This window comes from Arthrobacter sp. TMT4-20, assembly GCF_054510775.1.
Genome location: NZ_JBTNDW010000003.1, coordinates 90541 through 116626, shown reverse-complemented (window position 1 = coordinate 116626; position 26086 = coordinate 90541). Strand labels below are relative to the sequence as shown.

23 protein-coding genes and 1 pseudogene are annotated in these 26086 nt (G+C 64.6%); 10 read left to right on the top strand and 14 right to left on the bottom strand.

All coding sequences use genetic code 11. The annotated features are described in order from the left end of the window. Positions 1–28 precede the first annotated feature (28 nt). Complete coding sequence (locus tag ACX80Z_RS04800) at positions 29–2362, top strand: DEAD/DEAH box helicase (protein WP_459315068.1); 2334 nt, start codon at positions 29–31, stop codon at positions 2360–2362. A gap of 175 nt (positions 2363–2537) precedes the next feature. Here ACX80Z_RS04800 and ACX80Z_RS04795 read toward each other — a convergent pair whose 3' ends face one another. The 7 genes from ACX80Z_RS04795 to ssd form a co-directional block, all read right to left on the bottom strand. Continuing rightward, positions 2538–2978 carry an Rv3654c family TadE-like protein gene (locus ACX80Z_RS04795; protein ID WP_459315067.1) on the bottom strand — a complete coding sequence of 147 codons (441 nt, stop codon included), beginning with the start codon at positions 2976–2978 and terminating at the stop codon, positions 2538–2540. Next, positions 2975–3421 (bottom strand): TadE family type IV pilus minor pilin, encoded by a 447-nt coding sequence (locus tag ACX80Z_RS04790; protein WP_237715297.1) that lies wholly within the window; start codon positions 3419–3421, stop codon positions 2975–2977. Before ACX80Z_RS04790 ends, ACX80Z_RS04795 begins: the two co-directional genes overlap by 4 nt. A 49-nt stretch (positions 3422–3470) precedes the next feature. Further along, positions 3471–3689 carry a DUF4244 domain-containing protein gene (locus tag ACX80Z_RS04785; RefSeq protein WP_459315065.1) on the bottom strand — a complete coding sequence of 73 codons (219 nt, stop codon included), beginning with the start codon at positions 3687–3689 and terminating at the stop codon, positions 3471–3473. Positions 3690–3875: 186 nt separating this feature from the next. Continuing rightward, positions 3876–4523 carry a type II secretion system F family protein gene (locus ACX80Z_RS04780; protein ID WP_459315064.1) on the bottom strand — a complete coding sequence of 216 codons (648 nt, stop codon included), beginning with the start codon at positions 4521–4523 and terminating at the stop codon, positions 3876–3878. After that, positions 4498–5289 (bottom strand): type II secretion system F family protein, encoded by a 792-nt coding sequence (locus ACX80Z_RS04775; protein WP_459315063.1) that lies wholly within the window; start codon positions 5287–5289, stop codon positions 4498–4500. The genes ACX80Z_RS04780 and ACX80Z_RS04775 overlap by 26 nt, the downstream gene beginning before the upstream one ends. After that, positions 5286–6542 (bottom strand): TadA family conjugal transfer-associated ATPase, encoded by a 1257-nt coding sequence (locus tag ACX80Z_RS04770; protein WP_459315062.1) that lies wholly within the window; start codon positions 6540–6542, stop codon positions 5286–5288. The genes ACX80Z_RS04775 and ACX80Z_RS04770 overlap by 4 nt, the downstream gene beginning before the upstream one ends. Continuing rightward, positions 6539–7618: a septum site-determining protein Ssd gene (gene ssd / locus ACX80Z_RS04765; protein WP_459315061.1), complete on the bottom strand. Its 1080-nt coding sequence runs from the start codon at positions 7616–7618 to the stop codon at positions 6539–6541. The genes ACX80Z_RS04770 and ssd overlap by 4 nt, the downstream gene beginning before the upstream one ends. Positions 7619–7782: 164 nt before the next feature. Here ssd and ACX80Z_RS04760 point away from each other — a divergent pair, with 164 nt between their 5' ends. Beyond that, positions 7783–9498, top strand: coding sequence for a bifunctional 3'-5' exonuclease/DNA polymerase (locus ACX80Z_RS04760; RefSeq protein ID WP_459315060.1), 1716 nt, complete (start codon positions 7783–7785; stop codon positions 9496–9498). Between the two features lie 14 nt (positions 9499–9512). On the opposite strand, the gene ACX80Z_RS04755 is transcribed toward ACX80Z_RS04760, so the two are convergent. From ACX80Z_RS04755 to ACX80Z_RS04745, 3 genes are read right to left on the bottom strand one after another with little or no spacing between them, the layout of a single operon-like run. Beyond that, the gene (locus ACX80Z_RS04755) at positions 9513–10172 is read right to left on the bottom strand and encodes an NUDIX hydrolase (RefSeq protein ID WP_019483160.1); all 660 of its coding nucleotides are present in this window, start codon (positions 10170–10172) and stop codon (positions 9513–9515) included. Beyond that, on the bottom strand, positions 10169–10975 hold the full coding sequence (gene nth, locus ACX80Z_RS04750) for an endonuclease III (RefSeq protein ID WP_459315059.1): 807 nt from the start codon (positions 10973–10975) through the stop codon (positions 10169–10171). Before nth ends, ACX80Z_RS04755 begins: the two co-directional genes overlap by 4 nt. A gap of 9 nt (positions 10976–10984) precedes the next feature. Further along, positions 10985–12370 carry a hypothetical protein gene (locus ACX80Z_RS04745; RefSeq protein WP_459315058.1) on the bottom strand — a complete coding sequence of 462 codons (1386 nt, stop codon included), beginning with the start codon at positions 12368–12370 and terminating at the stop codon, positions 10985–10987. Between the two features lie 289 nt (positions 12371–12659). Between ACX80Z_RS04745 and acs the strand changes: the two genes are divergently transcribed. The 6 genes from acs to ACX80Z_RS04715 all read left to right on the top strand — a co-directional run bounded on the left by acs (position 12660) and on the right by ACX80Z_RS04715 (position 19410). Continuing rightward, positions 12660–14624, top strand: a complete 1965-nt coding sequence (gene acs, locus ACX80Z_RS04740; protein WP_019483158.1) for an acetate--CoA ligase — start codon at positions 12660–12662, stop codon at positions 14622–14624. Positions 14625–14772: 148 nt separating this feature from the next. Continuing rightward, complete coding sequence (locus ACX80Z_RS04735) at positions 14773–16119, top strand: MFS transporter (protein ID WP_019483157.1); 1347 nt, start codon at positions 14773–14775, stop codon at positions 16117–16119. A 92-nt stretch (positions 16120–16211) separates the two neighbouring features. Further along, complete coding sequence (locus ACX80Z_RS04730; protein ID WP_459315057.1) at positions 16212–16658, top strand: hypothetical protein; 447 nt, start codon at positions 16212–16214, stop codon at positions 16656–16658. A 14-nt stretch (positions 16659–16672) separates the two neighbouring features. Then, positions 16673–16960 carry a winged helix-turn-helix domain-containing protein gene (locus tag ACX80Z_RS04725; RefSeq protein ID WP_459315056.1) on the top strand — a complete coding sequence of 96 codons (288 nt, stop codon included), beginning with the start codon at positions 16673–16675 and terminating at the stop codon, positions 16958–16960. A gap of 237 nt (positions 16961–17197) precedes the next feature. Further along, a complete protein-coding gene (gene aroQ, locus ACX80Z_RS04720; protein WP_019483156.1) occupies positions 17198–17668 on the top strand; it encodes a type II 3-dehydroquinate dehydratase in 471 nt (156 codons plus the stop codon). Between the two features lie 14 nt (positions 17669–17682). Continuing rightward, positions 17683–19410 (top strand): dipeptide ABC transporter ATP-binding protein, encoded by a 1728-nt coding sequence (locus ACX80Z_RS04715; RefSeq protein ID WP_459315055.1) that lies wholly within the window; start codon positions 17683–17685, stop codon positions 19408–19410. Positions 19411–19479: 69 nt separating this feature from the next. On the opposite strand, the gene ACX80Z_RS04710 is transcribed toward ACX80Z_RS04715, so the two are convergent. The 3 genes from ACX80Z_RS04710 to ACX80Z_RS04700 all read right to left on the bottom strand — a co-directional run bounded on the left by ACX80Z_RS04710 (position 19480) and on the right by ACX80Z_RS04700 (position 23225). After that, on the bottom strand, positions 19480–20421 hold the full coding sequence (locus tag ACX80Z_RS04710) for an ABC transporter permease (RefSeq protein ID WP_459315054.1): 942 nt from the start codon (positions 20419–20421) through the stop codon (positions 19480–19482). Beyond that, the gene (locus tag ACX80Z_RS04705; RefSeq protein ID WP_024477236.1) at positions 20418–21422 is read right to left on the bottom strand and encodes an ABC transporter permease; all 1005 of its coding nucleotides are present in this window, start codon (positions 21420–21422) and stop codon (positions 20418–20420) included. Before ACX80Z_RS04705 ends, ACX80Z_RS04710 begins: the two co-directional genes overlap by 4 nt. Positions 21423–21527: 105 nt before the next feature. After that, positions 21528–23225 carry an ABC transporter substrate-binding protein gene (locus ACX80Z_RS04700; RefSeq protein WP_024477235.1) on the bottom strand — a complete coding sequence of 566 codons (1698 nt, stop codon included), beginning with the start codon at positions 23223–23225 and terminating at the stop codon, positions 21528–21530. A gap of 329 nt (positions 23226–23554) precedes the next feature. On the opposite strand from ACX80Z_RS04700, the pseudogene ACX80Z_RS04695 reads away from it, so the two are divergent. After that, positions 23555–23740, top strand: a pseudogene (locus tag ACX80Z_RS04695) (DUF2332 family protein); the annotation flags it as partial. Between the two features lie 158 nt (positions 23741–23898). Here ACX80Z_RS04695 and ACX80Z_RS04690 read toward each other — a convergent pair. Further along, a complete protein-coding gene (locus ACX80Z_RS04690; RefSeq protein ID WP_459315053.1) occupies positions 23899–25083 on the bottom strand; it encodes a MarP family serine protease in 1185 nt (394 codons plus the stop codon). Between the two features lie 247 nt (positions 25084–25330). Here ACX80Z_RS04690 and ACX80Z_RS04685 point away from each other — a divergent pair, with 247 nt between their 5' ends. After that, the gene (locus ACX80Z_RS04685; protein WP_019483148.1) at positions 25331–26008 is read left to right on the top strand and encodes a Crp/Fnr family transcriptional regulator; all 678 of its coding nucleotides are present in this window, start codon (positions 25331–25333) and stop codon (positions 26006–26008) included. The last annotated feature ends 78 nt before the right edge of the window (positions 26009–26086 follow it).

Here is a 26086-nt window from a genome sequence, read left to right as displayed (position 1 = left end):
GCACCCGCCGGAGTGACACAATGGCAAGGTGGCCCTTCATGACTCCCTGATTCCCCTACTTGGTGGGGGCACCGAACCGGAGCAGCTGGTTCACGTTCGGGAGATTCCCGCCCGGCAGGCCGTCACCGAGCCGTGGCCGGACTGGGCCCACCCCGATATTGTCGCTGCCTATGCGTCGTTGGGCGTGACTACCCCCTGGCGGCATCAGGTGATAGCAGCAAACGCTGCGCATAGCGGTCGGCACACCATTGTGGCCACCGGCACGGCATCCGGGAAATCGCTTGCCTACCAGCTGCCGGTGCTCGACGAGATTCACCGGACCGCGTTAGGGGACCGGACCTCGCTGGAGCCCACCGGTTCGGTGGCTCTCTATCTCGCACCAACCAAGGCACTCGCCGCAGATCAGTTGGCGGCAGTGAAGGCCATGAACATTCCGACGGTCCGGGCGGAAACGTACGACGGCGACACCGATCCGACAGCCCGCCGGTGGATCCGCGACCACGCAAACCTGGTGCTGGCGAACCCCGACATGCTGCACTACGGGATCCTGCCCAACCATTCCTGGTGGGCCAGGTTTTTTCGTCGGCTGAAGTATGTGATCGTCGATGAAGCCCACAGCTACCGTGGGGTTTTCGGCTCCCACGTGGCGAATCTGCTGCGTCGTCTGCGGCGCGTCTGTGAGTACTACGGCGTCTCCCCCGTTTTCATTGGCGCTTCCGCCACGTCGGCCGATCCTGGTGCCTCCTTCGGGAAACTGATTGGCAGTGAGGCGACGCCGGTAGTGGAGGACAGTTCCCCACATGGGTCAACGACGGTAGCGTTTTGGGAACCAGAACTCACTGATCTGCGGGGAGAGAACGGTGCCCCCAAACGCCGGACCGTCATCGCCGAGACGTCTGACCTGTTGACCAATTTGGTCTCCGCGCAGGTCCGGACGATCGCATTCATCAAGTCGCGGCGGGGAGCGGAGAGCATCGCCGCGATGTCAAAGCGGCTGCTCCATGAGGTTCATCCCAGCCTGCCCGGCAGGGTTGCTGCGTACCGGTCGGGTTACCTTCCCGAGGAGCGCAGGGAACTGGAGTCAGCGCTGCGCAGCGGGCAGCTGCTCGGTATTGCCAGCACGCCCGCGCTTGAACTTGGTATCGATATCTCCGGGCTGGACGCCGTTCTGGTAGCAGGGTGGCCCGGCACCCGGGCCTCGCTCCTGCAGCAGATCGGCAGGGCCGGACGGTCGGGGCAGGACGCGCTCGCAGCCTTCATCGCGAGCGATGACCCACTCGACACGTATCTGGTGCATCATCCGGAGGCAGTGTTCGACGTCGGGGTGGAAGCTACCGTTTTTGACCCCACCAATCCCTATGTGCTCGGCCCACACCTTTGCGCAGCCGCCGCCGAGTTGCCGCTGACATCGGCTGATCTCGCGCTCTTCGGTTCCGGAGTTGAGGACCTGCTCGCGAAATTGGTCAGCCAGGGGTTCCTCCGCCAGCGGCCCGCCGGATGGTTTTGGACGCACCCGCAAAGCGCTGCCGGGATGGTCAGCCTGCGCGCCGACGGTGGCGGCCCGATCAGCATTGTCGAGACCGGGACCGGAACCATGCTCGGCACCATGGATTCGCCGCAGAGCCACTACCAGGCGCATGCCGGTGCGATCTATGTGCATCAAGGGCAGACCTACGTGGTCGACGAGCTGAATGAACAGGATCATTGCGCCATGGTGACCCGGTCCAACCCGGATTACTACACCCAGGCCAGGGATATCACCGAGATTGAAGTGATCAGCACCAGCCGGACACAGGACTGGGGCGGGTTACAGATCCGGTTCGGCGAGGTAATGGTGACCACGCAGGTGGTGTCGTTTCAACGGAAGGCCTTCGTCTCCAACGAAATCCTTGGTGAAGAGCCGCTCGAACTCGGGGCCCGGGATCTTCACACGAAGGGTGTCTGGTTCGAGTTCGACCAGAAGCTACTGGAAGGCAGCGGCCTGACCGCCGCCGATCTGCCGGGCGCACTCCACGCCGCGGAACATGCCGCCATCGGTCTGCTACCCCTCGTGGCGTCCAGCGACAGATGGGATATTGGTGGAGTCTCAACCGCACTGCACGCCGACACGATGCTCCCTACCATCTTCGTTTATGACGGCCATCCCGGCGGGGCGGGGTTTGCCGAGCGGGGCTACGAAGCCGTCCGGATCTGGGTCAAGGCGACCCTCGACGCCATTGATGCGTGCGAGTGCGACACGGGCTGCCCCTCGTGCGTGCAGTCGCCCAAGTGCGGCAACCGCAACAACCCGCTGAGCAAGTCCGGCGCCGCAACACTATTGGCATTGATCCTGGCGCAGGACCCCAACCCGTCGCACCGTTAGGACCGCTGGCCAGGTGCGGCGACCGGCGCTTCCCTGTCCCTGTTCCTGTTCCTGGGCCGGCTTCGGCTTCGGGTTCGGGTTCGGGTTCGGGTTCGGGTTCGGGTTCGGGTCCTGTTCCTGTTCCTGTTCCTGTTCCTGGCCCGGGTTCGGTTCCTGGCCCAGTTCCGGTTCGGTCCTAGGGCGGCGGTCCGGCGCGTGCCCGACCCAGTGCATCCGGCAGCAGCGGGTACCCGGCAATCACCACCTTCACCGTGAACGAAGTGCGCACCTCCACGATGGTGCCCCCGGGGCCCTCCCGGGCACAGAACTGCACGGAGGCGCCATGGGCCGCAGCGGTTTCCATCGCGACAGTGCAGGGATCTCCCGCGGTCAATCCACGCGACGCGTCGGCGGCGGCCAGGGCCGCGAGATCAGCGGCGGTAGCTGCCCGTGCCGCTGCCGTACCGACCTGTGCCAACAAGATTACTGCCGTAATCAGGGTGAGAACCACCAGCGCGAACCCACAGATCAGTGCGGTCCCGGCCCCTGTTTCAGCGCCGGTTTGAGCGCCGGTTTCAGCGTGCGCCCCGGCGCCGGTTTCAGCGTGGGGGTTCCTGGCGACGCACAGACTCCTCATGTCCTACCTGCCGTCGCTACGGGACCTACCGGACCTATCCGCGGCGCGTCTGGTCCGATCGGGGCCTCGGGTTGTAGGTGATAACGCCCGGCTGTCCCGGTCTGAGTGGGTGCGGATTCCTCGCTCTGCAGCTCGGAGCGCGCCGTTGCTGACGCTGACAGCTCCCACCCCAACTGGTCCAGCAACGGGACGGCCAGACGTGAGCTGACTGTCACCGTTGACCAGCCACCGTCGCTCACTAGATCAAGTTGCACATTCCCACCTGCAAGGCGCCGCACCGTCGTTTGCACCTGACCCGTTGACTCGCCGCGCACGACCTCCCGGGCACCTGCGCGGGCTGCCTCCTCCAACCGCAGCTGCGTCAGTCCCGCGGTTGCGGCACCCAGGAGGAGCGCGAGGAGCAAAACCAGCGACGGCAGCGCAATCGCGACTTCTGCCGTCACCGCACCGCGCTGCCGTATCACCACCGGCCTGATCCCTGGCATCAGCCAGCTACCCGAAACTCAGGGCCGAGCTGATGAGGGACATCAGCATTCCCCTGACCTCCCCACTCGACAGGACCGCCACGAGGAGGGCAGCAAATCCCACCGCGGCGAGCGTGGCAATCGCGTACTCGGCGGTGGCCATCCCGGCCTCCGAACTGGCTAGGCGGTGCCACCGGTCGGCAACCCGACGTCTCCATTGCGAACCTGACCCTCTTACTGACGACATATCTCTCTCCTTAGTATTCGTATGCTGCAGCACCGGCGAACTGCGCCGCCCTCTCCGACTGGGTATCTGGGAGGTTGCTGGTGGGCGCCAGGACGCCCTCTTCACACTCTGCCCGGCAGTGCCCGGCCGTTGGGCACCGCAACCGGGTTATGTGGACAAGTCTCAGTAGTTCGGTATTCACTGGCGCTACCACTCCGGAACCAGGGCGAAGACCACCGGAAGCACCCCGAAGCAGATGAACGCCGGGAGATAACAAAGACCCAGAGGCACCACGAGCCGGACGCCGAGCGTGGCCGCTCGTTGCTCTGCTTCGCTATTTCTGCGGCGCCGGAGCTGCGATGCATGGGTGTGGACAATTCCGGCTGACGAGGCACCGGTGAGTGCAGCGAACCGCAAAGCGCTGCTGAGCACCACGAGGATTTCCCCCGTCCGGACATCTGAGCGGGCGACGGCTGAGTTCCACGCCACGTCCCAATCAGCGCCTAGTGACAGGGCACTCGCCACGGCTCGCAGGCCACGTGCCAACGACGGTGGACAGGAGCCAGCGAGTGATGTGAGAGCAACTCCGATTGGCGCCCCGGCGGTCAGAATTGCGGCGAGAAGATCAATCATCAATGCGGTGTCGAGGACGTCTGCGTCCTGATTCTTCGCGTGCGGCGCACCGCCGCGGCGCCACCGCCACGGCGGTGCCCCTGTCCGGTGCCCGGGAACCTCCCTGCAACCCCACCTCACACCAACCAGCCCGTTGGACGCTGTCAGCAGGAGGAAAGCCGCGCCCGTCAGGCTAAAGACCAGCAGCCCGGTCACCTCAGCCGTCCCGGGCCGCAGCGGCAACAAGCCGATTGGACCAGACTCGTCCGCCCACCATCAGAAGGCTCCCTGTACACAGCAACACCAGCCCGGGAAGCGACCCGAACAGGATAGCGAGGGGTTGAGCGCCGGTCAGGTAGCCCAATCCAAGTCCGAAGATCGGGAGCCAGCCGAGGAGACGCGCGGTGGCGGCTGGCCCGGCCAGCGCCGTTGCCCGTGACGCAGCGGCGCTGAGTGATTGCTCCAGCTGGGCGGCATACCGGCCCAGGACTTCGACCAGTGGCGCGCCGCTTCGCTCGGATACTTCCAGGCATACCGCCAGGTCCCGCCACATGCCTGAACAGTCCGCTGGTGGGGTCCTGACTCGGCTAAGGCGCCAGCGTTCGCGTCCGTGCGGATCAGCTGCTGCGCGCCGGAGGACCTCCGGGATCCCAGCCCCGATTGCTGCTGCCTGCTGGGCGGCGCGAACAACTGGCAGCGCAACCTGTTCGAACCCAGGACCGGAACCCGGGATCCGTTCCCTGCCGGCCGCCGAATACACCACGGTCATGTCCTGCCATAGCTGGTGCGGCGCCCTTCCCGCCTGCAGCAGCGCTGTCAGCTGGTACACGAACAGGGGCAGCTCCGACGGGGCTACTTGGGCGGGTCGGGTCAGGTTGCGCGTCGCTGCGATCCGGTACCCGACCCCGGTTGGCTCCCCAGCGTTGTTCTGGCCCTCCCTCCGGACCTCCGTTACGGCGAGGATGAGAAAGGCCACAAGCATCAACCCGCCGACGGCGAATCCCGTCATGACGCTGGTCCAATCCTGAGCAGATCCTGCAACCGCGCCCAGCCCGGCGCCGCCTCACATCCACCGCCGCACCGGACAAGGGCGGGGCGAACTCTTAGCGCGCCGGCGTCGTCAAGTTCCACCAGGCCGATCACCGCAACCTGCCGTCCCCCCGGGCTGCGTACCAGGTGCACCACGACGTCCAGCGCACTGGCGGCTTGCAGTGTGATTGCTTCACGGTTCAGGCCGGCCAGGGATCCCAGGGCCATCAACCGTGCGGGGACGGTTTCAGCTGAGTTGGAGTGGATCGTGCCGCCGGCACCGGAGTGACCAGTGTTCATCGCCGCGAGGAGTTCCCGGACTTCTGCGCCACGGCACTCCCCGACGATCAGCCGGTCGGGACGCATCCGCATCGCTTGTCGGACCAGTTCCGCCAGGTCGATTGCACCGGAGCTCTCCGCATTATTGTGGCGGCATTGCAAAGATACTGCGTGGGGATGACGCGGGTTCAACTCAGCCGCATCCTCAACCGTCACCAGGCGCTCAGAGGAAGCGCTCAGGGCCAGCAGCGTCGACAGGAGCGTGGTCTTGCCGGTGCCAGTTGCACCGCTGACCAGGAAGTTCAGCCGCCGCACCACTACCGCGTGCAACACCTCGGCCATCAGCGGATCAAGGGTTCCCGACTGGATCAGCTCGTCCATGGTGAACTCACGATGGCGTTGAACGCGGATAGACAGCAGGGTGCCCCGGTTGGACACCGGTGGCAGGACAGCATGGACGCGAAATGCAGCCAGGCGGACGTCGACGCACGGGTTGCCGTCGTCGAGACGTCTACCAGCGGCTGAAATGAGCCGGGTTGCCAAGGCACGCACCTCAGCATCGGTACGGAAACGGAGGGAGGTTCGCCGCAGTCCGGCGCCCCCGTCCACCCACACCTCATCGGGCCCGTTGACCAGGATGTCTGTCACGGAGAGGTCCTCGAGAAGGTGTTGCAGCGGCCCCAACCCCTGCAGCTCTGCCTGCACCTGGTCAACGGTCCGGAGCATTCCGGTGGCCCCCAGCAGCTTGCCCGTCGATTGGACGGCGGCAGCCAGACGAGCCCCGGTGAGCGGTAGCTGGTCGGCAAGGACCGCTTGGCGCACTTCGCTCACCATCGCCGCGGCTGCACCACGGTTCCCATCATCACGGCCCGCGCTGTCAGGCCCCGCGCTGTCTCGGCGCGTATTGTCACGGTGCGTATTGTCACGGTGTCGGCTGCGTGTCAGATCGCTCACGGCCTGGCTCCCCTCGCATGGAAAGGCACCGTGGCCAACGCCTGCGCGGTGAGGGCCTGCACCCGGCGGTGCTTGCCAATGGTTAGGAGTCGTCCCTGCCGTTCAGCCGTGGGTACGCCGCGCAGCTGCGGAAGATACCCAATCAGGGGCCCACCCGCCAGCTCGGCCACCCGGTGCGGATCCAGGCCCTGAGCGAATGGGCCGCGGGCCACGAGACCGACGGGGAGAAACTGAGTTTGTTGCACGATCGAATGGGCCACAGCGAGGGGGCGACGGCGCCCCGGGACGAGCAGCACCAGTTCGTCGCAGAAGGGAAGCAGCGGTCCGCCCCAGGGCCACCCGGACGGAAGGTCAGCGATTGTCAGGTCAAAACCGCTTCGGACCGCGTCCAGCACTGACTTAACAGCTGAAGAGCCGAGTATCCCTGCCTCAATCGCCGGCGACCCTCCCATGGCCAGGACTGATACACCCCTGACCACGGGGAGCGCATCCACTAGTTGATCTGGGTTGAGCGTGCCGCTGACCTCACCGAGATCTTCCCACCGGATACCGGAGAGCGATTCAGATACGGCGAGATCCAGTCCCCCGCCCGCACAATCACCGTCGAGGAGCAGGCACGACCGACCGGACCGGGCGGCGGCGAGTGCGAGCCAGCAGCTCAGCGAACTGGCTCCGACCCCGCCCGTGCAGCCCATCACGCCGAGGACGTGACCGCGCGGGCCGCTTGCCCGAAGGCCAGCGAAGCGTTCCACCAGCCAGCCGGCAGCAGCGGGTAGCAGGGCAACCTGGGAGGCGTTGAGGCGGGCTGCTGTCTGCCACACTGCACCGTCTTCCCCAGATAGGCCCACCAGGATCAGCTCACCGTCAGTTGCTGATCCTGTTTCGGCGCTGTCGCTGCCCACGAGCAGCACGGCGGGGTGCAGTTGGCGGGCTTCGGGGAGCGTGGTCGTCACAGTCAGCTCCAGCCCTGCCGCGGCCGCGACCCTCGCGGTTTCATCCCGGATGCGTTGCGAGCTGGTCACCAACGCTACGCCTGCCCGCCCGGAAGCCGGGAGCCAGGGACGTCCTTCTGTCATGGGTCAAGCGTGGGGCCCCGGAGCTGATGCCCGGGCAGTCTAGCGGGCGTATGTGGACAGGCGTCCGACAATTGCTCCTGTGGAGGACGGGTGCCTCCACAGGAGCGGTTTGCGGGGTGCCGGGCCCGACCAGGATTGTCTGGGGGGCGGGAGACAATAGAGCCATGTATGTTGTCGTGTCCTCACCGCCCGCCCCAGGCAGCCCTGTCTGGCCGGCTGGGGGGTCGACAGACGACGCCGTCGCCGTGCTGCAACCCGCGGATGCGTCGGGATCGGCCACTGGTGCGGCCGTCGTCGTCGGGCACGACGAACTTGCCGCGGCCGTCCGCCACTTTGAGGCGCAGAAGGTGCGCTGGGTGTGGGATGCCACCCGCAACTGGTACCCGCAGCTCCTGCACCAAAAGATCAGCGTCGAGCGGTGCCATGACCTGAGCCTGTGCCGGGACATCCTCCGGCACTCTCGCTTCGCAGCTGACCTGCCCTACATCACCAAGCTGCAGGACAGCGCCGACGCACAGGATCAGGCCCCCGCGCGGCAACTTCCCCCGGTTGCCGCATCGATAGGGCAGTTCAGCCTCTTCGAGACCCCCTCCGCCCCCGGCGGACCCGGGCCGGACGAGGTTCTCACCGAGTTCCGCGACCAGCAGCAGGCTGTTGCGGAAGGGCGGTTTCCCCAGCGGCTGTCGCTGCTGCTAGCGGCTGAATCGGCTGGCGCCCTCCTGGCCGCCGAGATGGAGGCCGCAGGAATACCGTGGCGTCGTGATCTTCATGAGGAGCTGCTGGAATCGCAGCTGGGTCCCCGCCCCCGTGAAGGCGTGCGGCCTGCTGAGCTGGAGCGGATAGCCGGTGAGCTACGGGTGCACCTGAACAACCCCGGTTTCAACCCTGACTCACCGCAGGAGCTGCTGCGAGCGCTCCACCGGGCAGGCATCGAGGTAACCAGCACGCGGTCCTGGGAGCTGGAACAGCACAAGCACCCGGGGATTGAACCCCTGCTGCGCTACAAGAAGCTCTCCCGGTTGCTGACCGCCAATGGGTGGACCTGGTTGGATGCCTGGGTGCAGGGCGGCCGCTTCAGACCCGAGTATGTGGTGGGCGGAGTGGTATCGGGGCGGTGGGCCTCGAGGGGTGGCGGCGCCCTCCAGATTCCTCGACAGATCCGTGACGCGGTGCGACCCGATCCGGGCTATCGGTTTGTGGTGGCTGACGCAGCGCAGCTGGAACCCCGGGTGCTGGCAGCGCTCGGCCGTGATTCGGCGCTGGCAACTGCGGCCCGGGGGAAAGACCTGTATCAGGGGATTGCCGAGCAGGGCTTTGGCGACCGGGCCAAGGCCAAACTTGCGATGTTGGGCGCGATGTACGGCGCCACTACCGGCGAATCTGGCCGGTTGATGCCCCAACTGGCCCGCACCTATCCGCAGGCTATCGGGGTCGTGGAGAGTGCTGCCCGCACGGGCGAGGCCGGTGGTGTGGTGAGTAGCTACCTGGGACGCGGTTGCCCCCCGGCAACTGACGCGTGGCTGGCGTCGCAGCAAAGCTCCACCGCTGATGAGCAGCGTCGTGCGGAAGGTCTTGCCCGATCGCGAGGCCGGTTCACCCGCAACTTTGTGGTCCAGTCGACCGCCGCCGAATGGGCGCTCTGCTGGCTCGCGGAACTGCGGCGTCAATTGCGCGCGAAGGCAGTTCCAGCCCCCGTTGACCTACTGGTGTTCTTTCTGCACGACGAGGTGATGCTGCATGTCCCCGAATCCCAGGTCGACGAGGTCTGCCGGGTGGTCACCGACGCGGCACAGTCGGCGACCCGGCTGATGTTCGGGGACATACCCATCGACTTTGCGGTCAATGTGGTGGTGGTGGATTCCTACGCGGACGCCAAATAGGGTGCCTTGGTCGGTCAGAGCGGTGGTGGGATCTGATCTGATTTGTCCCACGGCAGGGTCCACCCCAGGTCATCAAACAAGGCGTCCAGGAGTAGCGCAGTGAATCCCCACACCGTGACGTCCCTGACCAGGAAAGCCGGGGTGGTCCAGGTGACGCCGTTGCGGTGCCCAATCACGGAACGTCGGCCCGCCGGGTTGAGCAGGTCCGCCACGGGTACCCGGAAGACGTGTTCGGACTCCGCCTCGTCGACCACCGTGACCGGTGACTGGTCGGCCCACCAGGCGAGCACTGGTGTGACCAGGAAGTTACTGACCGGAAGCCCAGACTCGGGGAGCGGTCCCAGCACCTCGATCCCGGCGGTGTCGACGCCGGTTTCCTCCCACGCCTCCCGAAGCGCCGCCGCCACCGGGCCGTCGTCGCCGTCGTCGATCCGGCCCCCTGGGAACGCCACCTGACCTGGATGGTCCGTCAGCGACCCTGAACGTAGCACCAGCAGGACGTCCAGATCATCGGGCACGGCACCCGCATGGAACTCAGCTGGCCGGTCATCGAGGATACCGAAGAGGATCAGGACCGCTGCGTGGCGCGCCTCTGCCGGGTCGATGCCGCGCAGTGTCCCCGGCTGCGACACGGACCGCTTCGCCAGATCCAGCAACTGTTGACGGGCACTCATGCTCCGAGGCTGTATCCGGCGGCCTGCAGTTCGCGCCGCGTGGCGCCCCCGCGCATCAGCTGCAGCAACTCTTCCCGCCCCGGCGCCAACTCGTACTTCAGCAGCTTCGCGGCTTTGACCGGGTCCACCTCGCCGTCACCATAGGCGGGGCAGAGGGCGGCCAGGGGGCATGCGCCGCAGGCTGGTTTGCGTGCATGGCAGACCCGGCGACCGTGGAACACCACATGGTGGGAGAGCATGGTCCAGTCCGACGGGTCGAACAAGCGGGCGACATCGGCCTCCACCTTGACCGCGTCGTCGGACTCGGTCCAACGGAAGCGCCGCGCGAGCCGGCCGAAGTGGGTGTCGACAGTGATCCCGGGGATGCCAAACGCGTTACCGAGCACCACGTTGGCGGTTTTACGACCCACTCCGGGGAGGGTGACAAGGTCTTCCAGGCGTGGTGGGACCACCCCATCGAACTCATCGACGAGGCGGTTGGACAAGGCCAGCAGGCTCTTCGACTTGGCGCGGAAAAATCCGGTGGGCCGGATCAGATCCTGCAGGTCCATTTCGTCGGCTTCAGCAAGACGGCGGGCGTCGGGGTACCTGGCGAACAGGGCCGGGGTGGTGAGGTTGACCCGGACATCGGTGGTCTGGGCCGACAGGACTGTCGCTACGAGAAGCTCAAAGGGATTGGTGAAGTCGAGTTCGGCAACGGCGTAGGGGTATTCCTCGGCCAGCCTGCGATGAATCCTGCGGGCCCGCCGCTTGATGGCGAGCGGCGACGGATCAGGGGAACCCGCGGAGACCGTACCGACCACTGTCGGTGCCTAGCCGTCGCTCGGTGCGCGCTCGATGTTGGTGAGATCCCGCATGACACCGATCCGGCCCGTGCGCTTGTCCTGCACCAGAAATTCCTCGCCACGGTCCTCGATGCCCACCTCCCAGTCACCTGGAAGCAGGACGAAGAGTTCGACACCCGAGGCCTCGTCGACCACCGGGCGGGGTGAACCGACGGCGAACCAGAAGGCTTCCACCACCGGGGCGTCGTCGTCCGCGTCCTTGGTCGCTGAGATAGAGTCCTGGGACTCGCTGGGCTGGCGTTTCACGACCGGCTGCGCAGTTGTCGCGGCGGCGGTTGCAGCAGTTGTTGCGGAGGATGTTTCGGGGGTAGCGGCTTTCCGGGTTGCAGTTGCCTGCTGGCCGGTATCCACCGGAGCCTGATCCGCGGTCGGTGAGCTGACACCAGCGTCGGAGTTGCCGTCGGGCGACTGGGCGGAGTCGTGCGACTTTGCAGAGTCAGGCGACTGTGCGGAGTCAGGCGACTGCGCCGAGTCGGGGGACGTGCCATACGGGGCGAAATCCTCATCAGCGAACCTCGGGTAGCCGGATGAATCGGCGTCAGCCAGTTCCTTGTCCTGGACCCCCGCTGCTGCCCCCACTCCGCTGTTCAGATGGGCCTCGGGCCTGCTCGGGCCCTGGTCGCCCGAAGAGGACTTCGCTGCGGCGCCGAATCCGAACTTGCCGGCAATGCCTGGGCTCTTCTTCTGCGCGGCAGGCTGCGATGTGGTCCCGGCGTGACCTGCGCCGAAGCCCGCTGCTGCTGCGCTGGCACCTGCCGCCGCCGTCGAGGCTGGCTGGGGAGTGAACTCGGTAACCTGCTCGGCCGCAACTGGCTCGGAGGCTTTGGGCTTTTTCGGTGCGGCTGGCAGGATGCTACGGGCCATCAGGTGGGCGTTTGAGCTGGGACGGCCTGCAAAATCTCGGGCGAACATCGGCAGATGCGGGCCTCCGACGGTGGCGGCCAGCATGCCAATCCCGCCGATGAGGCAGACGAGCGGCCCAATGTGGAAGGAGGTGACCGTCTGCAGGAAGAAGAAGGTCGTCGCAAGCGCGGCCACCACCGACGCGAACTGGTCGACCGAAAGCGAACCGATCCGCAGGTCGGTCCCGAGCCGCCGGGCGGCAATCAAGCCCGCAGTTGCTACCGGGAGGATGATACCGATTCCGAGAAAGAAGAGGGAGGACGCGTTCCACAGGTTGCCGAACCAGTTATTGGCCTCGAAGAAGGGAAGCAGCGAGCCGATGAAGATCAGCAACACCGAACCGCCGATTACCGCCTCGCGGAGAGTGAATGGGCCCAGAACCGCCTCGCTGGCGCGGTGTGAACTGTCGCTGCTGCTGCCAGCGAACCGATCGGTGTGCGGATGTGTCATTTCGGGATTCCATTCGTCGCAGCGGCCGGGCGGGCCGCAGTGGCCAGCCTTGCTTCCTGTCACCAGAGTAGTCAACCCGCCCCTCCTCCACTAGCCATCCGGGTCCACTCGCGCCCTTCTCACCGCCGCTCACCGCAGAAATTCGACCATTCACATTTGCGGATGTGAGCGCGCCCACACAAAGTCGGTGCGCGCAGTTAGTCTGGTCAGCAGTATCGCGGTGCTGCGTGCCGGTTTCGAACCGGGTGGCTCGCCGCCTAACGCTATCCGGCACGATGAAGGGTTGAACATGACTGAGAACACCCAGACCACGCAAGGCGACGCATTTGAGAATCTGCTTCTGGAGGAGCGTAGCTTTCCTCCCACCGAAGAGTTCGCGGCGAATGCCGTAGCTCAGCCCTCCCTCTATGAGGAAGGCAAGGCCGGGCCGGAGTTCTGGGCCGCTCAGGCACGCGACCTGCTCACCTGGGACGAAGATTTCACCCAGGCTCTCGACTTCTCCGACGCTCCCTTCGCGAAATGGTTTGTCGGAGGCCGGGTGAACGCCGCCTACAACGCGCTTGACCGCCACGTTGAGGCCGGCCGAGGGGATCGTGTAGCCATCCATTTTGAAGGCGAGCCCGGCGACACCCGCTCCTACACCTATGCGGAACTCACGGAAGAGGTCAAGAAAGCATCAAACGCGTTCCTCTCGCTCGGAGTCGAGAAGGGTGACCGGGTGGCGGTATACCTGCCGATGATCCCCGAGGCAGTCATCACCATGCTCGCCTGTGCCCGGATTGGTGCTGTGCACTCGGTGGTCTTCGGCGGCTTCTCCGCCGAGGCTCTGCGCAACCGGATCGATGACGCTGAAGCCAAGCTCGTCGTCACGGCGGACGGCACCTACCGTCGCGGCAAGCCCAGCGCGTTGAAGCCAGCCGTCGACGGCGCCCTGGAACGCGAGGGGCACACCGTCACTAACGTCGTGGTGGTTAAGCGCAACGGCGAGCCGGTGGAGTGGACCGAAGGTCGGGACGTCTGGTGGAGTGACGCCGTCGGCGGTGCATCAGCCGATCACACCGCCGTCGGACACGACTCGGAGCACCCGCTGTTCATCCTGTACACCTCGGGCACCACAGGGAAGCCCAAGGGCATCCTCCACACCACCGGCGGGTATCTGACGCAGACGGCCTTCACCCACAAGAACACGTTCGACCTGCGCCCGGAGACCGACGTGTTCTGGTGCACGGCCGACGTCGGCTGGGTCACCGGGCACAGCTACGTCGCCTATGCGCCACTCGTCAACGGCGCCACCCAGCTCATGTACGAGGGCACCCCCGACACCCCGCATCAGGGCCGGTGGTGGGAACTGGTGGAAAAGTACAAGGTGTCCATCCTGTACACGGCTCCGACGGCGATCCGGACGTTCATGAAATGGGGCCGCGACATCCCCAAGAAATACGACCTCACCTCGATCCGCGTGCTGGGCTCCGTGGGTGAGCCCATCAACCCTGAGGCGTGGATGTGGTACCGGGAAATGATCGGTGGGGGCAGTGCACCGATCGTGGATACCTGGTGGCAGACCGAAACCGGTGCGCACATGATCGCCCCGATGCCGGGCGTCACGCACGCCAAGCCGGGCTCCGCGCAGGTGGCGGTGCCGGGGATCTCGGTGGATGTCGTGGATGAGATGGGCGAATCGGTGCCCAACGGTTCGGGCGGGTATCTGGTGGTCCGCGAACCGTGGCCGTCCATGCTCCGCGGCATCTGGGGCGACCCGCAGCGGTTCAAGGACACCTACTGGTCCCGCTTCGACAACATGTACTTCGCTGGGGACGGCGCCAAGCGCGACAAGGACGGCGACATCTGGCTGCTGGGCCGCGTGGACGACGTGATGAACATCTCCGGTCACCGGCTGTCGACCACCGAGATCGAGTCGGCGCTGGTCAGCCACCCGTCGGTGGCTGAGGCCGCCGTCGTCGGTGCCTCCGATGAGACGACAGGCGAGGCAGTGGTCGCGTTTGTGATCCTGCGTGGCTCGGCCGTCGACGACGACGACATCGTCACCACCCTGCGCAACCACGTGGGCAAGGAGATCGGGCCGATCGCCAAGCCGCGCAACATCCTGGTGGTGCCCGAGCTCCCGAAGACCCGCTCCGGCAAGATCATGCGCCGCCTACTCAAGGACGTTGCAGAGGGCCGGGAAGTCGGCGACTCGTCGACCCTGTCCGACCCGACGATCATGGCTCAGATCGCTCAGTCCCTGAGAAAGTAACTCCCCGCCTGGGTCCCGGGGCACCATCCCGGGTCCCAGGCGGACCCGGGGGGGTGCCTCCGGGCGGTGTGATGTGCATCCCGGGGGGTTGTGATCTTGCCCGGCAGGGGTGGCGCCTCGGCCTGCGGCACGAGGACAATTTCGAAACGTGTCTACTACCGCTGCCCCCGCGACCACTGGCCCGTCCCCGGCCGCCAACCGCAAGATGGCCCGTAAGTCCGCGGCCGCCTCGTTTGTAGGCACCACCCTCGAGTCCTACGACTTTTACGTCTTCGGAACCGCTGCTGCGTTGGTCTTCAACCAGGTGTTCTTCGCCGCCCAGGATCCCCTCGCGGGCACCCTCTCCGCTTTCCTGATCTTCGCGATGGGCTTCGTCGCCCGCCCCCTGGGTGCCATCGTATTTGGTCATCTCGGCGACCGGATCGGCCGCAAAAAGACCCTCATCTGGACCATCGTGCTGATGGGCCTGGCCACCGGGTCCGTCGGCCTGCTCCCGGACTACAGCGTGATCGGCGTCTGGGCGCCCATCCTGCTGACCGTGCTCCGTCTTCTGCAGGGGTTGTCCCTCGGCGGCGAGTGGGGCGGGTCCATCCTGATCGCCACCGAGCACGCCGAACCGCGTAAACGCGCGCTGTACGCCTCGATTCCCCAGCTCGGTTCCCCCGTCGGCACCATGCTCATCTCCCTGGTGTTCCTGATCCTCGCTGTCGTGGCGCCCGACGTCATGACCACCTGGGGATGGCGTATCCCCTTCCTGCTCGCGTTCCCGTTCCTGGGCATCGCCCTGTACCTGCGGCTCGCCATTGACGAGACGCCGGTTTTCAAAGAGACCGTGCAGACACAGTCGCGCGCCAGCATTCCGTTCGTCGAAGTCATCCGGCGGCAGCCTGCGGCAATCGCCGTCGCGGCCGCAGCGGCAGTGCTCGGTATCGGTTCCTACTTCCTCATGGTTTCCTACACTCAGGCCTACGGCACCCAACGGCTGGGACTCAGCCAGGAGACCGTGCTCAACGCGGCCCTGATCGGTTCGCTCCTGCAACTGCTGACCATTCCCGCGTTCGGCTATCTGGCCATGAAGATCGGCTCGGCCAAGGTGGTCGCCGGCGGGGCTATCGGCACCGCCCTCATCGCTTTCCCGCTGTATTGGGTGATCAGCATCGCCGATGCGCCCACCTATGTGGCCGCCATCCTGTTGGGCGGCATCCTGCCGACCGCCAGCTGGGCCGCGCTTGGCGGATTGATGGCAGACATCTTCGAGCCCCGCACCGGGTTCACCGCTCTGTCCTTCGCCTATAGCCTGGCGGCGATTGTCGCCGGATTCGCTCCTTCCATTACCCAGGTCCTCGGTACAGCTACCGACGGCGCCTGGTGGCACCCCGGAATTGTTCTTGCGGTGATGAGCCTGGTGACCGTTGCTGGGGCGCTGGCCGCCGTCCGCCTCCGCCGGACAGCCAACCTCACCCGGCCAGCCGACGTCGCACCGATGTCAGCCTGAGCACCGCCACACCGTCGAGGTTCCTCTTGTGAGGGGCTTTTACTGCGCGCCAGCTTGTTGACGAATCGTTGAGTTGTCAATACGTTGGAACCATGGATGATGAACGAGGCACCGGCGTTCCCTCGGCTGTAACCAGGCCTGCCACCAGAAGACGCCATGTTTCCAGTGGGCCGGAGGCAGTGGTCCTCGCCGTGTGGGCGGTGTTAGGCGGGCTGTTCATGGCCATGTTTTTTCACACCGGCGCCGACCTGGTGAACGGGACAAGTACCGTTGTGGTCTATGGCGGTTTGGTCCTGCTGGCCATTCTGTTTGTTTTCGTCCGCTCCCGGACCCGTACCGTTCGGCCCAGACACTTCACCTTGATCGAAGGACTCTCGGCCCTCTGGTTGGGAGTAGGCGGCGGAATCACCTATCAGATTCTGAGCCCGGTCGGCTCCGAAACCGGCGGAGTACCCCTGACTACGGCGATCCTAGCGTCGATCGTACTGGCACTTCCCCTGCTGGGCTGCTCACTATGGTTGGCGGTACGCGGCAGGTGAGCCTAGGAGATGCCATGAACCGCCTCGACGAGGTCGTTCATTCACCGGTGAGATTCGCGATTATGGCAGCACTAGCCTCCGTGGACGACGCGACCTACCAGGCCCTGAAAGACGAACTCGGGACCAGCTACGCGCTGCTGTCCAAACACGCCACGATCCTGGAGGACAAGGGCTACCTGGAAATCAACAAGTCCTTCCTCGGCAAAAAACCCCACACCGTCTTCCGACTCACCAAAGCCGGCCGGAAAGCCTACCGCGATCACACCACCGCCCTAAAAGACCTACAACGCGGCCTCCGCTAACTGAGCAGCCTAGGGATTTCGGACAGTGGGACCTCTTAAACTGAGGTTTCTACTGAAAGTGAGATCTGCAGTATGTCTGCATCGCGTCGCCGGTTTAGCCAGGAGTTCAAGGACGAGCTGGCCCGGGAAGTTATCGATACATCCAAGCCCGTGGTGGATGTCAGCTAGTCCCAGACCAGCCGCTGTAAGACTCACAGCTGCTTTTTGGTGCACCCGGGTGTGGGGCATAGTTAAGCCATGCCGAAGACCACCACGCTCCTGATCATCAACGGACCGAATCTCAACCTCCTGGGCACCCGCGAACCGGCCACCTACGGCACAGGAACCCTCGCCGACGTCGAGGCTCTCGCCGCCGACGCCGCGGGGCGTCACGGTTGGGCCGTCACGTGCCTGCAGTCCAACCATGAAGGCGAACTGGTCGACGCCATCCAGGCTGCGGCAGGGGCCGCCGACGGTATCGTCATCAACGCCGGCGCCTACACCCACACCTCCGTCGCCCTCCGTGACGCAATTGCCGCCGTCGGCCTTCCCACGGTAGAGGTGCATATCAGCAACGTGCACCGGCGGGAAGAATTCCGGCACCAGTCCTACCTGTCGGCTGTTGCGGAAGCCGTGATCGTGGGCGCCGGGATCAGTGGCTACCGGTACGCCGTCGATTTCCTGATCGAAAAACTCTCCTCCGGATCCGTGGGTTACGCCCCCTCATGAGGGACGATAGAGGCATGATCGACATCACACCCGTTGACGGTGTCCCCAGCGATGCCCCGCTCCTTGAGGTCAAGGACCTCGCCGTAACGTTCAGCACTTCGTACGGCGATGTGATCGCCGTCGAAAATGCGAGCTTTACCCTGCGACGCGGGAAAACCCTTGCGATTGTTGGCGAGTCCGGTTCGGGAAAGTCGACGACGGCGATGTCCTGCATCGGCCTGCTGCCGTCCAATGGCAGGATTACCGGCGGCAGCATCCTGTTCGAAGGCCAGGACCTCGCCACCATTTCTGAAACGAAGATGCGCGCCATCCGCGGGCGGGCGATCGGTCTGGTGCCTCAGGACCCGATGTCCAACCTCAACCCGGTATCGAAGATCGGAACGCAGGTTGCTGAAACCCTGCTGGTCCACGGAATGGCGACCAAGAAGAACGTCAAGGAACGCGTCATCGAGGTCCTCACCGCCGCTGGACTGCCCGACGCCGGTGAACGCGCCAAACAGTATCCTCACGAGTTTTCGGGTGGCATGCGGCAGCGTGCCCTGATCGCGATCGGCATGGCCTGCCAGCCGCGGCTGCTCATCGCTGACGAACCGACCAGCGCACTGGATGTGACGGTGCAGCGGACCATTCTGGACCAGATCGATCTGATGACCGAACAGCTCGGAACATCGGTGCTGCTGATCACCCACGACCTGGGGCTGGCCGCCGAACGCGCTTCGGATCTCGTGGTGATGCACCGCGGCCGGGTAGTTGAGGCCGGGCCGGCGCAGCAGCTTCTCAATGACCCCCAGCACCCGTACACCCAATCCCTCGTCCGCGCGGCCCCCAGTGTGGCTGCGGTGCGGTTGCGGCCCGGCGCTTACAACGCCGACGCAGGGAAGCGGGTCCAGGCAGCAGAAGCGGTCTTCCTGGAACACCAGGCCCACGCCCCAGCGGCCCCGGCTGCCACTGATCCGGGCAAGAACATTGTCGAGATCAGGGACCTGACCAAGATCTACAAGCGTCGGGGCAGCTCGGACGACTTCTACGCGGCGAAGAACGTGACCCTTGATGTGCCACGGGGACAGACCGTCGCCATTGTGGGTGAGTCCGGTTCAGGGAAGACCACCACCGCGCGGATGCTCCTGAAGCTCATTGAGCCGACGTCGGGCACCATGACTTTCGACGGCATGGATGTTGGAACACTGAACAAAGCACAGCTAGCTGACTTCCGGCAGCGGGTTCAACCTGTGTTCCAGGACCCGTACTCGTCGCTGAATCCCATGTTCACGATTGAACGGATCATTGAGGAACCACTCAACGCCTACAAGCGGGGCTCCAAGAGTGAACGGCGGGCCAGGGTTCGCGAGCTGATGGACCAGGTGTCCCTGCCGCAGACCGCCCTGCGCCGGTACCCGTCGGAGCTTTCGGGCGGGCAACGCCAGCGGGTAGCAATCGCCCGGGCTTTGGCGCTGAAGCCCGAACTGATCATCTGCGACGAGCCGGTGTCCGCGCTGGACGTTCTGGTTCAGGCCCAGATCCTGAAGCTGCTCGGGGACCTACAGTCGGAGCTCGGTCTGAGCTACCTGTTCATCTCCCATGATCTCGCCGTGGTCCGCCTCATTTCCGACTACGTCTGCGTGATGAAGGACGGTGAGCTGGTCGAAGCCGCTAGTTCCGAGGAAGTTTTCCAGAATCCGCGCCACCCCTACACCCGGCAATTGCTTTCGGCGATCCCTGGCAACGAATTGAACATCGCCTAGAACCGCAGGCAGACAAGAAGATCCCGGCACCATCGGTGCCGGGATCTTCTTTACTCCAGTCGAAGCTGGCTACTTCTTGCGGGTCTTGGGATCGAGCGACTCCCGCAACGACTCGCCCAGCAGGGTGAAGCCCAGCGCCGTCACAGCGATACAGATACCCGGCAGGAACGCCAGCTGCGGCGAATTGGCAAGCTCGGCCTGCGCATAGGTGAGCATCCGCCCCCACTCCGCGGTCTGCGGGCGCCCACCGCCCAGTCCAAGGAAGGACAGAGCAGCCGCGTCAATGACTGCTGTGGCAAGGGTCAGGGTCGCCTGGACGATAACCGGCCCAACACTGTTGGGCAGCAGGTGGCTCATGGTGATGGTGGACCGACTCAGACCCAACGTCTGGGCGGCAAGAATGTAGTCCGAGCCGCGTTGGGACAACATCGATGCTCGCAATAGGCGGGCGAAAATCGGCACCTGCGAGACACCGATCGCGATCATGACCGCGTAGGGCCCCTGACCCAGGATCGCTGCAATACTGACTGCCAGCAACAGGTTCGGCACCGAAAGAAGAATGTCGACGAACCGCATGATGAGGCTGTCCACCCAACCGCCCAGTCCACCGGCGAGCAGGCCGAGGATCATGCCGCCGACCAGCCCTAGGGTGGTGGACACGACGCCGATCAACAGGGACGCCTGAGCACCCCAGATGAGCTTACTCAGTAGGTCCCCACCGAATCGGTCGAGACCGAGTGGGTAAGCGTCCAACTCCCCCGGCCCCGGGATGTTGGTGGGCGTGATCTCGGTACGTCCCGGTAGTTCATCGCCGCCGTAGGGAGCAAGGACCGGCGCCAGAATGGCCACCAGTAGGAACAAGCCCACAATGACGGCTCCGGCGATGGCCTGCGGGTTCTTCTTGAGCCGTCGGAAGGCGTCTTTCCAGAGTCCGGTTCCGGCTCCGTCGGGGATGCTCGGTTCGGTGGGCGTCGGCTCGTCACCGGCAGTTGGCGGCAATGTCGTACTCAACTCACACGCACCCTTGGGTCGATGATGCTGTAGGAAATGTCAACGATCAGGTTGATCACTGCGTACAGGATGGCAATGATGATGATGAACCCCTGGAGGACGGGGTAGTCGAGTCCGAAGATCGCATCACGCAAAAATCTGCCGATCCCGTTGAAAGCGAAGACCGTTTCGGTCAACACTGCCCCGGAAATCAGCAAGCCCACCTGCAGACCGATGGTGGTCACAACGGGAAGCATCGCGTTGCGGAGGATGAAGCGGTTCCGGATGGTCTTCTCAAGTAGGCCCTTGGCTCGGGCGGTGCGGACGTAGTCGGCATTCTGGACCTCAAGAACCGAAGCCCTGGTGATCCGTACGATGATGGCCAAGGGGATGGTGCCGAGCGCAATACCCGGCAGGATCAGGTGCTGGAACGCGTCCCAGGCTGCGTCCCACTCACCGGTGAGCATTCCGTCCAACACGTAGAAGTCTGTCACGTGGGTGGCGTCCATTCGCGGATCCTGGCGACCGTCCGGAGGAAGAATGGGCCATTGGATGGCAAACAGATACTTGAGGATGAACGCCAGGAAGAAGACGGGCACCGTGATACCGAGCAGGCTCAGCACTACCGAACCGTGGTCCACAAACCGCCCGTAGTAGCGGGCGGCCAGATAACCGAGGGGAATGCCGATGCCGATGGCGAAGATCAGGGCGACGACAGTGAGTTCGACGGTGCCGGGGAACCGGGTGGCGAACTCCTCCAGCACCGGACGGCCGGTGTTGATCGAGGTGCCGAAGTCACCCTGCAGGAGCTTGCCCATATAGGTGAAGTATTGAGAGACAATCGGCTCGTTGAAGCCGTAGAGCTCGTTCACCCGTTCCACCGCTTCAGGGGTGGCCCGCTCGCCCAGCAGGGCAGTGGCAGGGCCGCCGGGTAGATTGCGCACCCACAGGAACAACAGGATCGACAAGCCGATCAACGTGGGTACCAGCAGCGCGAGGCGCTTACCAATGACGCGTAGCACGGGGTCCTTTCAGGAACGGATCAAACACACAGGAATCAAACACTGTCCAACGAACAACAGGAGAGCCGGGCCGCGCAGGCCAGGCTCTCCTGTCATCTGATGTTGTTACTCGTTGAGTTCGATCATGTTGAAGACCTCGTCATTGACGGGGCTTGCCGGGTAGGACGTGACACGCTCGGCGAAGGCCAGTGACGGCGCGGGGTGAGCCAACGGGATCGCCGGGTTGAACTCGGCGATCTGCTCGTTGATTTCCTCGTACGCCGCTGTCTGCTCTTCACGGTCGGTCATGCCACGGGCTTCGTCCAACGCCGCGAACAGTTCGGGGTTGTCGAAGCCGAATTCGAGCTTCTCCTGGCCGAAGAAAACACCGATGAAGTTGTCAGTGTCGTTGTAGTCACCGGTCCAGCCGAGCAGGTGGATGCCATGGTCAGTTGTTCCCTGGATCTTGTCCAGGTAGTCAGGCGTCCAGACGTCAGGCGCTGGCGTTGCGGTGATACCCACGGCGGCCAACTGGTCGGTCAGGTTGGTGAAGACCTGCTCGGGGGTTGGCATGTACGGCCGGGATACGTTCGTCGGATAGTTGAATTGGACCTCGAAGCCGTCAGGGTAACCGGCTTCTTCCAACAGTTCCATGGCCCGTTCAGGATCATAGTCATAGGTGGTGACGTCTTCGTTGTAACCGTCTACGACGTCGGGGATGAACTGGGTGGCCAGCTGCGTTCCTTCAGGAAGCGTCTGGTCGATCAGTGCCTGCTTGTCGATGGCGTGGTGGATTGCTTCGCGTACCAGTGGATCGCTGAGCTCCTCCACCTCGTGGTTCAGACCCAGGTAGAGGATCGTGAAGGGATCGCGAGGCACAATCATGAAGCCTTCGCCCTCGAGGGTGGGGATATCGGCGGGCGAGACCAGGTCAAACCCGTCGACCGTGCCGGCCTGCAGGGCCTGCGTGCGCGCCTGTGGGTCGTCGATGACGCGGAAGATGATGGTTTCCACATCGCCCTGCTCACCCCAATAGTCCTCGTAGGTGGACAGCTGCAACTGCTCGCCCACCGACCAGGAATCGAACTTGAACGGCCCGGTACCCACGGGGTTACCCTCGGCGTAAGCGCTCAACGCTGGCGCTTCAGCTGAACCGCCAATGTCATCGGCGGCGAACTCCTCGAGCGCCGTCGGGCTCTGCATGGCGAAGGCCGGCAGCGACAGAGCGGGAATGAACCCGGCGAACGGCTGTGCAAGGGTGACGGTCGCCTCAAGGTCCCCGTTCACCTCACAGGATTCGTAGACGGCTGCGTCAGGTGAGTCGGCGAACCCGCGGAACAGGTTGTTGTAGTAGTAGGAGACGGATGGCGCCTGGGCGACACCGGTCCAGTTGTACCAGCGGTCGAAGTTGAAGCAGACGGCTTCCGCGTTGAACTCGGTGCCATCGTGGAACGTGACGCCCTCCTTCAACGCGAAGGTGGTGGAAAGGCCGTCTTCGGAGGTTTCCCAGGATTCGGCGAGCAGCGGAGCTGGATCGGCCGTGCCGGCCTCTACCCCGACGAGACCCTCAAACAATTGACGGCTGACCCGGAAGGTCTCGCCGTCACTGGCAAAGGCGGGGTCAAGGGACGCAGGATCCGACGACGCAGCAAAGACGAACGTCGAGTCGACGGTCGCTTCACCACCGTCGGCAGTGCCTTCATCCCGCTGGCTTTCGACGCAACCGGAAAGCAACAGCGCACCGATTGCCAATCCGGCCGTCACCACAGCTGCCCGCTTCTTTGCGGGGCGTGAGCTGCGCGGCGGTGTGGCGCTTTCTTGCATGTTGTGCTCCTCATGTACGAGTGGGGAGGCAGCGCACGTAACGTGATGCCCTGACGGCTTCGCCGGAGCGGAGCAATCTGTGGAACGAGCCTAACCCCGGGGATGTCCTCAGATGGGATTTACCTCACAGATGTGGTCACGATTTGGTTACGCGTTGTCGACTGGCCGTCCCCCTAAGAGCACGCTAGGGTGACGGTTGACCCATCGGTGTGGAGGGATTGGCATGGCTGAGCAACTCGACACGGCCGCGTGGTACCGGCGGTTCGCGCTCGTCGAAACCCGCGGATATTCCCCCACCTACTGCTAACGCGGTCCCCGACGCCCTGGTGATGGACTGCGCTACCACCGGCCACCCGCCGCTGCCGACGTCGTTACCTCTCATCAGGTTCCGCGCCGGACTCGACCTGACTCCGCTCGACGTCGCAAAGGACGACGACGTCGCCTGGCTGGAAGCACTGATCTGGCCGGAACATGTGCGACGGCGGGACCGGCTCCGCACCGCCGTCGCAGTAGCCCGCCGAGATCCGAAGGGCACGGGGTGTTGCCAGGAGTGGAGGGTGCGATGGCTAAGGCGGAGGTGGAGGTGGACCGGCTGTTCGTCCTCGCACACAATGGGAGCCCGGCAGCACGCACTGGCGGACACGGGCAGACGCTCGACTGGCTTGGCTAAGGCCTAGCGGTTGTTGCATTGACCAGCTGACACCGTGTCAGTGAAGACGCTGGCCTGCTCGGCAATGGGCTGCAATTCTGCCAGGGTCAGCGCGTATCCCACCGGCGCATCTTGAGTGGACTTTGCGAAGATCACGCCGGTCACCCGCCCTTGCATGTCCAGCAGAGGCCCGCCCGAGTTACCCTGCTGAACATTCGCTGCCAGGCTGTACACGTTGACTGACGCCGGATCCGCGCCGTAGATGTTGGCGACCAGGACGTCACTGCGATTCTGGATGCTGGCGGGCTGGATTTGGAAGGGGCCACCGGCGGGGTAGCCAGCGAAAGCCGCAGTGTCCCCCGTGGCGAGATCCTCACCGAGGGGCAGGGGCGCACGGTCCAGACCGTCGACGGCGAGGACCGCGATGTCCCGAACGGCGTCGAAGTGGACGATACGGCCGGGCAGCGCTCCCCCACCGGGAATCTCCACCACCGGTTCGTTGACCCCCGCAACCACGTGGGCGTTGGTCACCACCCGCCCTGGAGCAATAACGAAGCCCGACCCGGTTTGGTTTTGGCCGCACTGGAACGCGGTACCAGCAATACGCAACACCGATTGGGAAGCCGACGCGAGCTCGGGGGTGTCGACGGCCGCCTCGGGGACCGGCAGGGGGGCAGCCGGTGCAACGCTTTCGAGAATAGTGGGGATCCCGTCGTCGACGGCGATGGTGCGCAACTGCGCCATCCACGTGCGAACCGGCGACGGCGTAAGGTTGTCGATTCCCCTGATCACCTGTGACGAGGCAATGGATTGGGACAGGAAGGGCATGCCGAGCGTGCCAATACTGAAGGCCAGCATGGACATCACCAGTGCAGCAACCACCACATTCACGACGCCGCCGAGCAGCCGGTCGACCATTCGGATCGGACGGAAATCGAGGGCACGGCGAATGGCTCCACCGAGCCGGGAGCCGAGGGCCTGGCCAAGGACCACCAGGACGAATGCTGTGAGGATGATGGCGGGAAGGCGCCAGGCGTCGTCGGGCACCCATTCGCTGACGAGGGGAATAGCGAAGAACGCAGCTATTGCTCCGGCAACGAAGCCCGCGATCCCGCCGAGGGTCACCAGGAACCCGTTGCGGAGACCGGCAACGAGATACCCGACCAGTGCCAGCACCAGCAGGATGTCCAAGATGGTGAAGTCCGGCACGTGCGCTCTCCCTGATCATCGGGAGGCGCGACGCCTCCGTTACCCGACTGAGTCTATCCGGCGGTACTGACAATCTCCTGAGCGCATGTTGACCCCCTTTTTCAGCCCGTTGGGCGGAAAATCTCGGCGTTTCCGCCCAAATGGGAGGCAAATAGGCTATTCCGACGGCGAACACGCGTGTAGCAGGTGTCACAAGTTCGTTATGTACGGCAAGATGGAATGAGCCGACAATTTATCAGGAGATTTCATGGACATCGAGGTACTGCGCCGCGCGCCACTCTTCGCTTCGTTGGGCGACGACGTTTTCGCCGCACTCACCGACGAGCTCACCGAAGTGGATCTCTCCCGCGGGGCATCTGTCTTCCGCGAAGGAGATCAGGGCGACCAGCTGTATTTCATTGTGTCCGGCAAGATCAAGCTCGGTCGCACCGCGCAGGACGGCCGCGAGAACCTGCTGGCAATTCTTGGCCCGGGCGAGCTGTTCGGTGAGATGGCATTGTTCGATCCCAGCCCTCGAACGGCCACGGCCACCGCCGTTTCCGAGACGCGCCTCGCCGGATTGAAGAATGAGAACCTGCGGACCCTTCTGGAAACCCGTCCCGAGGTTTCGGCCCAGCTGCTGCAGGCCTTGGCCCGCCGGCTGCGCCGTACCAACGAGTCGCTGGCTGACCTGGTGTTCTCCGATGTCCCGGGCCGCGTTGCGAAGGCCCTGCTGGATCTGGCGGACCGGTTTGGCCGTCCGGCCACCGACGGCATCCTCGTTGCGCACGAGCTGACTCAGGAAGAGCTTGCCCAATTGGTCGGCGCTTCCCGTGAAACCGTCAATAAGGCTCTCGCGGAGTTCGTGCAGCGCGGGTGGCTGCGCCTTGAGGCGCGCGCCGTCGTCATCCTCGACATCCAGCGGTTGCGTCAGCGCAGCCGCTAGCATCACACCCTCATAAGTCCACGAAAAGACCGGGAGCATCACGTTCCCGGTCTTTTCTGTGTGGCCTTTTATTAGGTC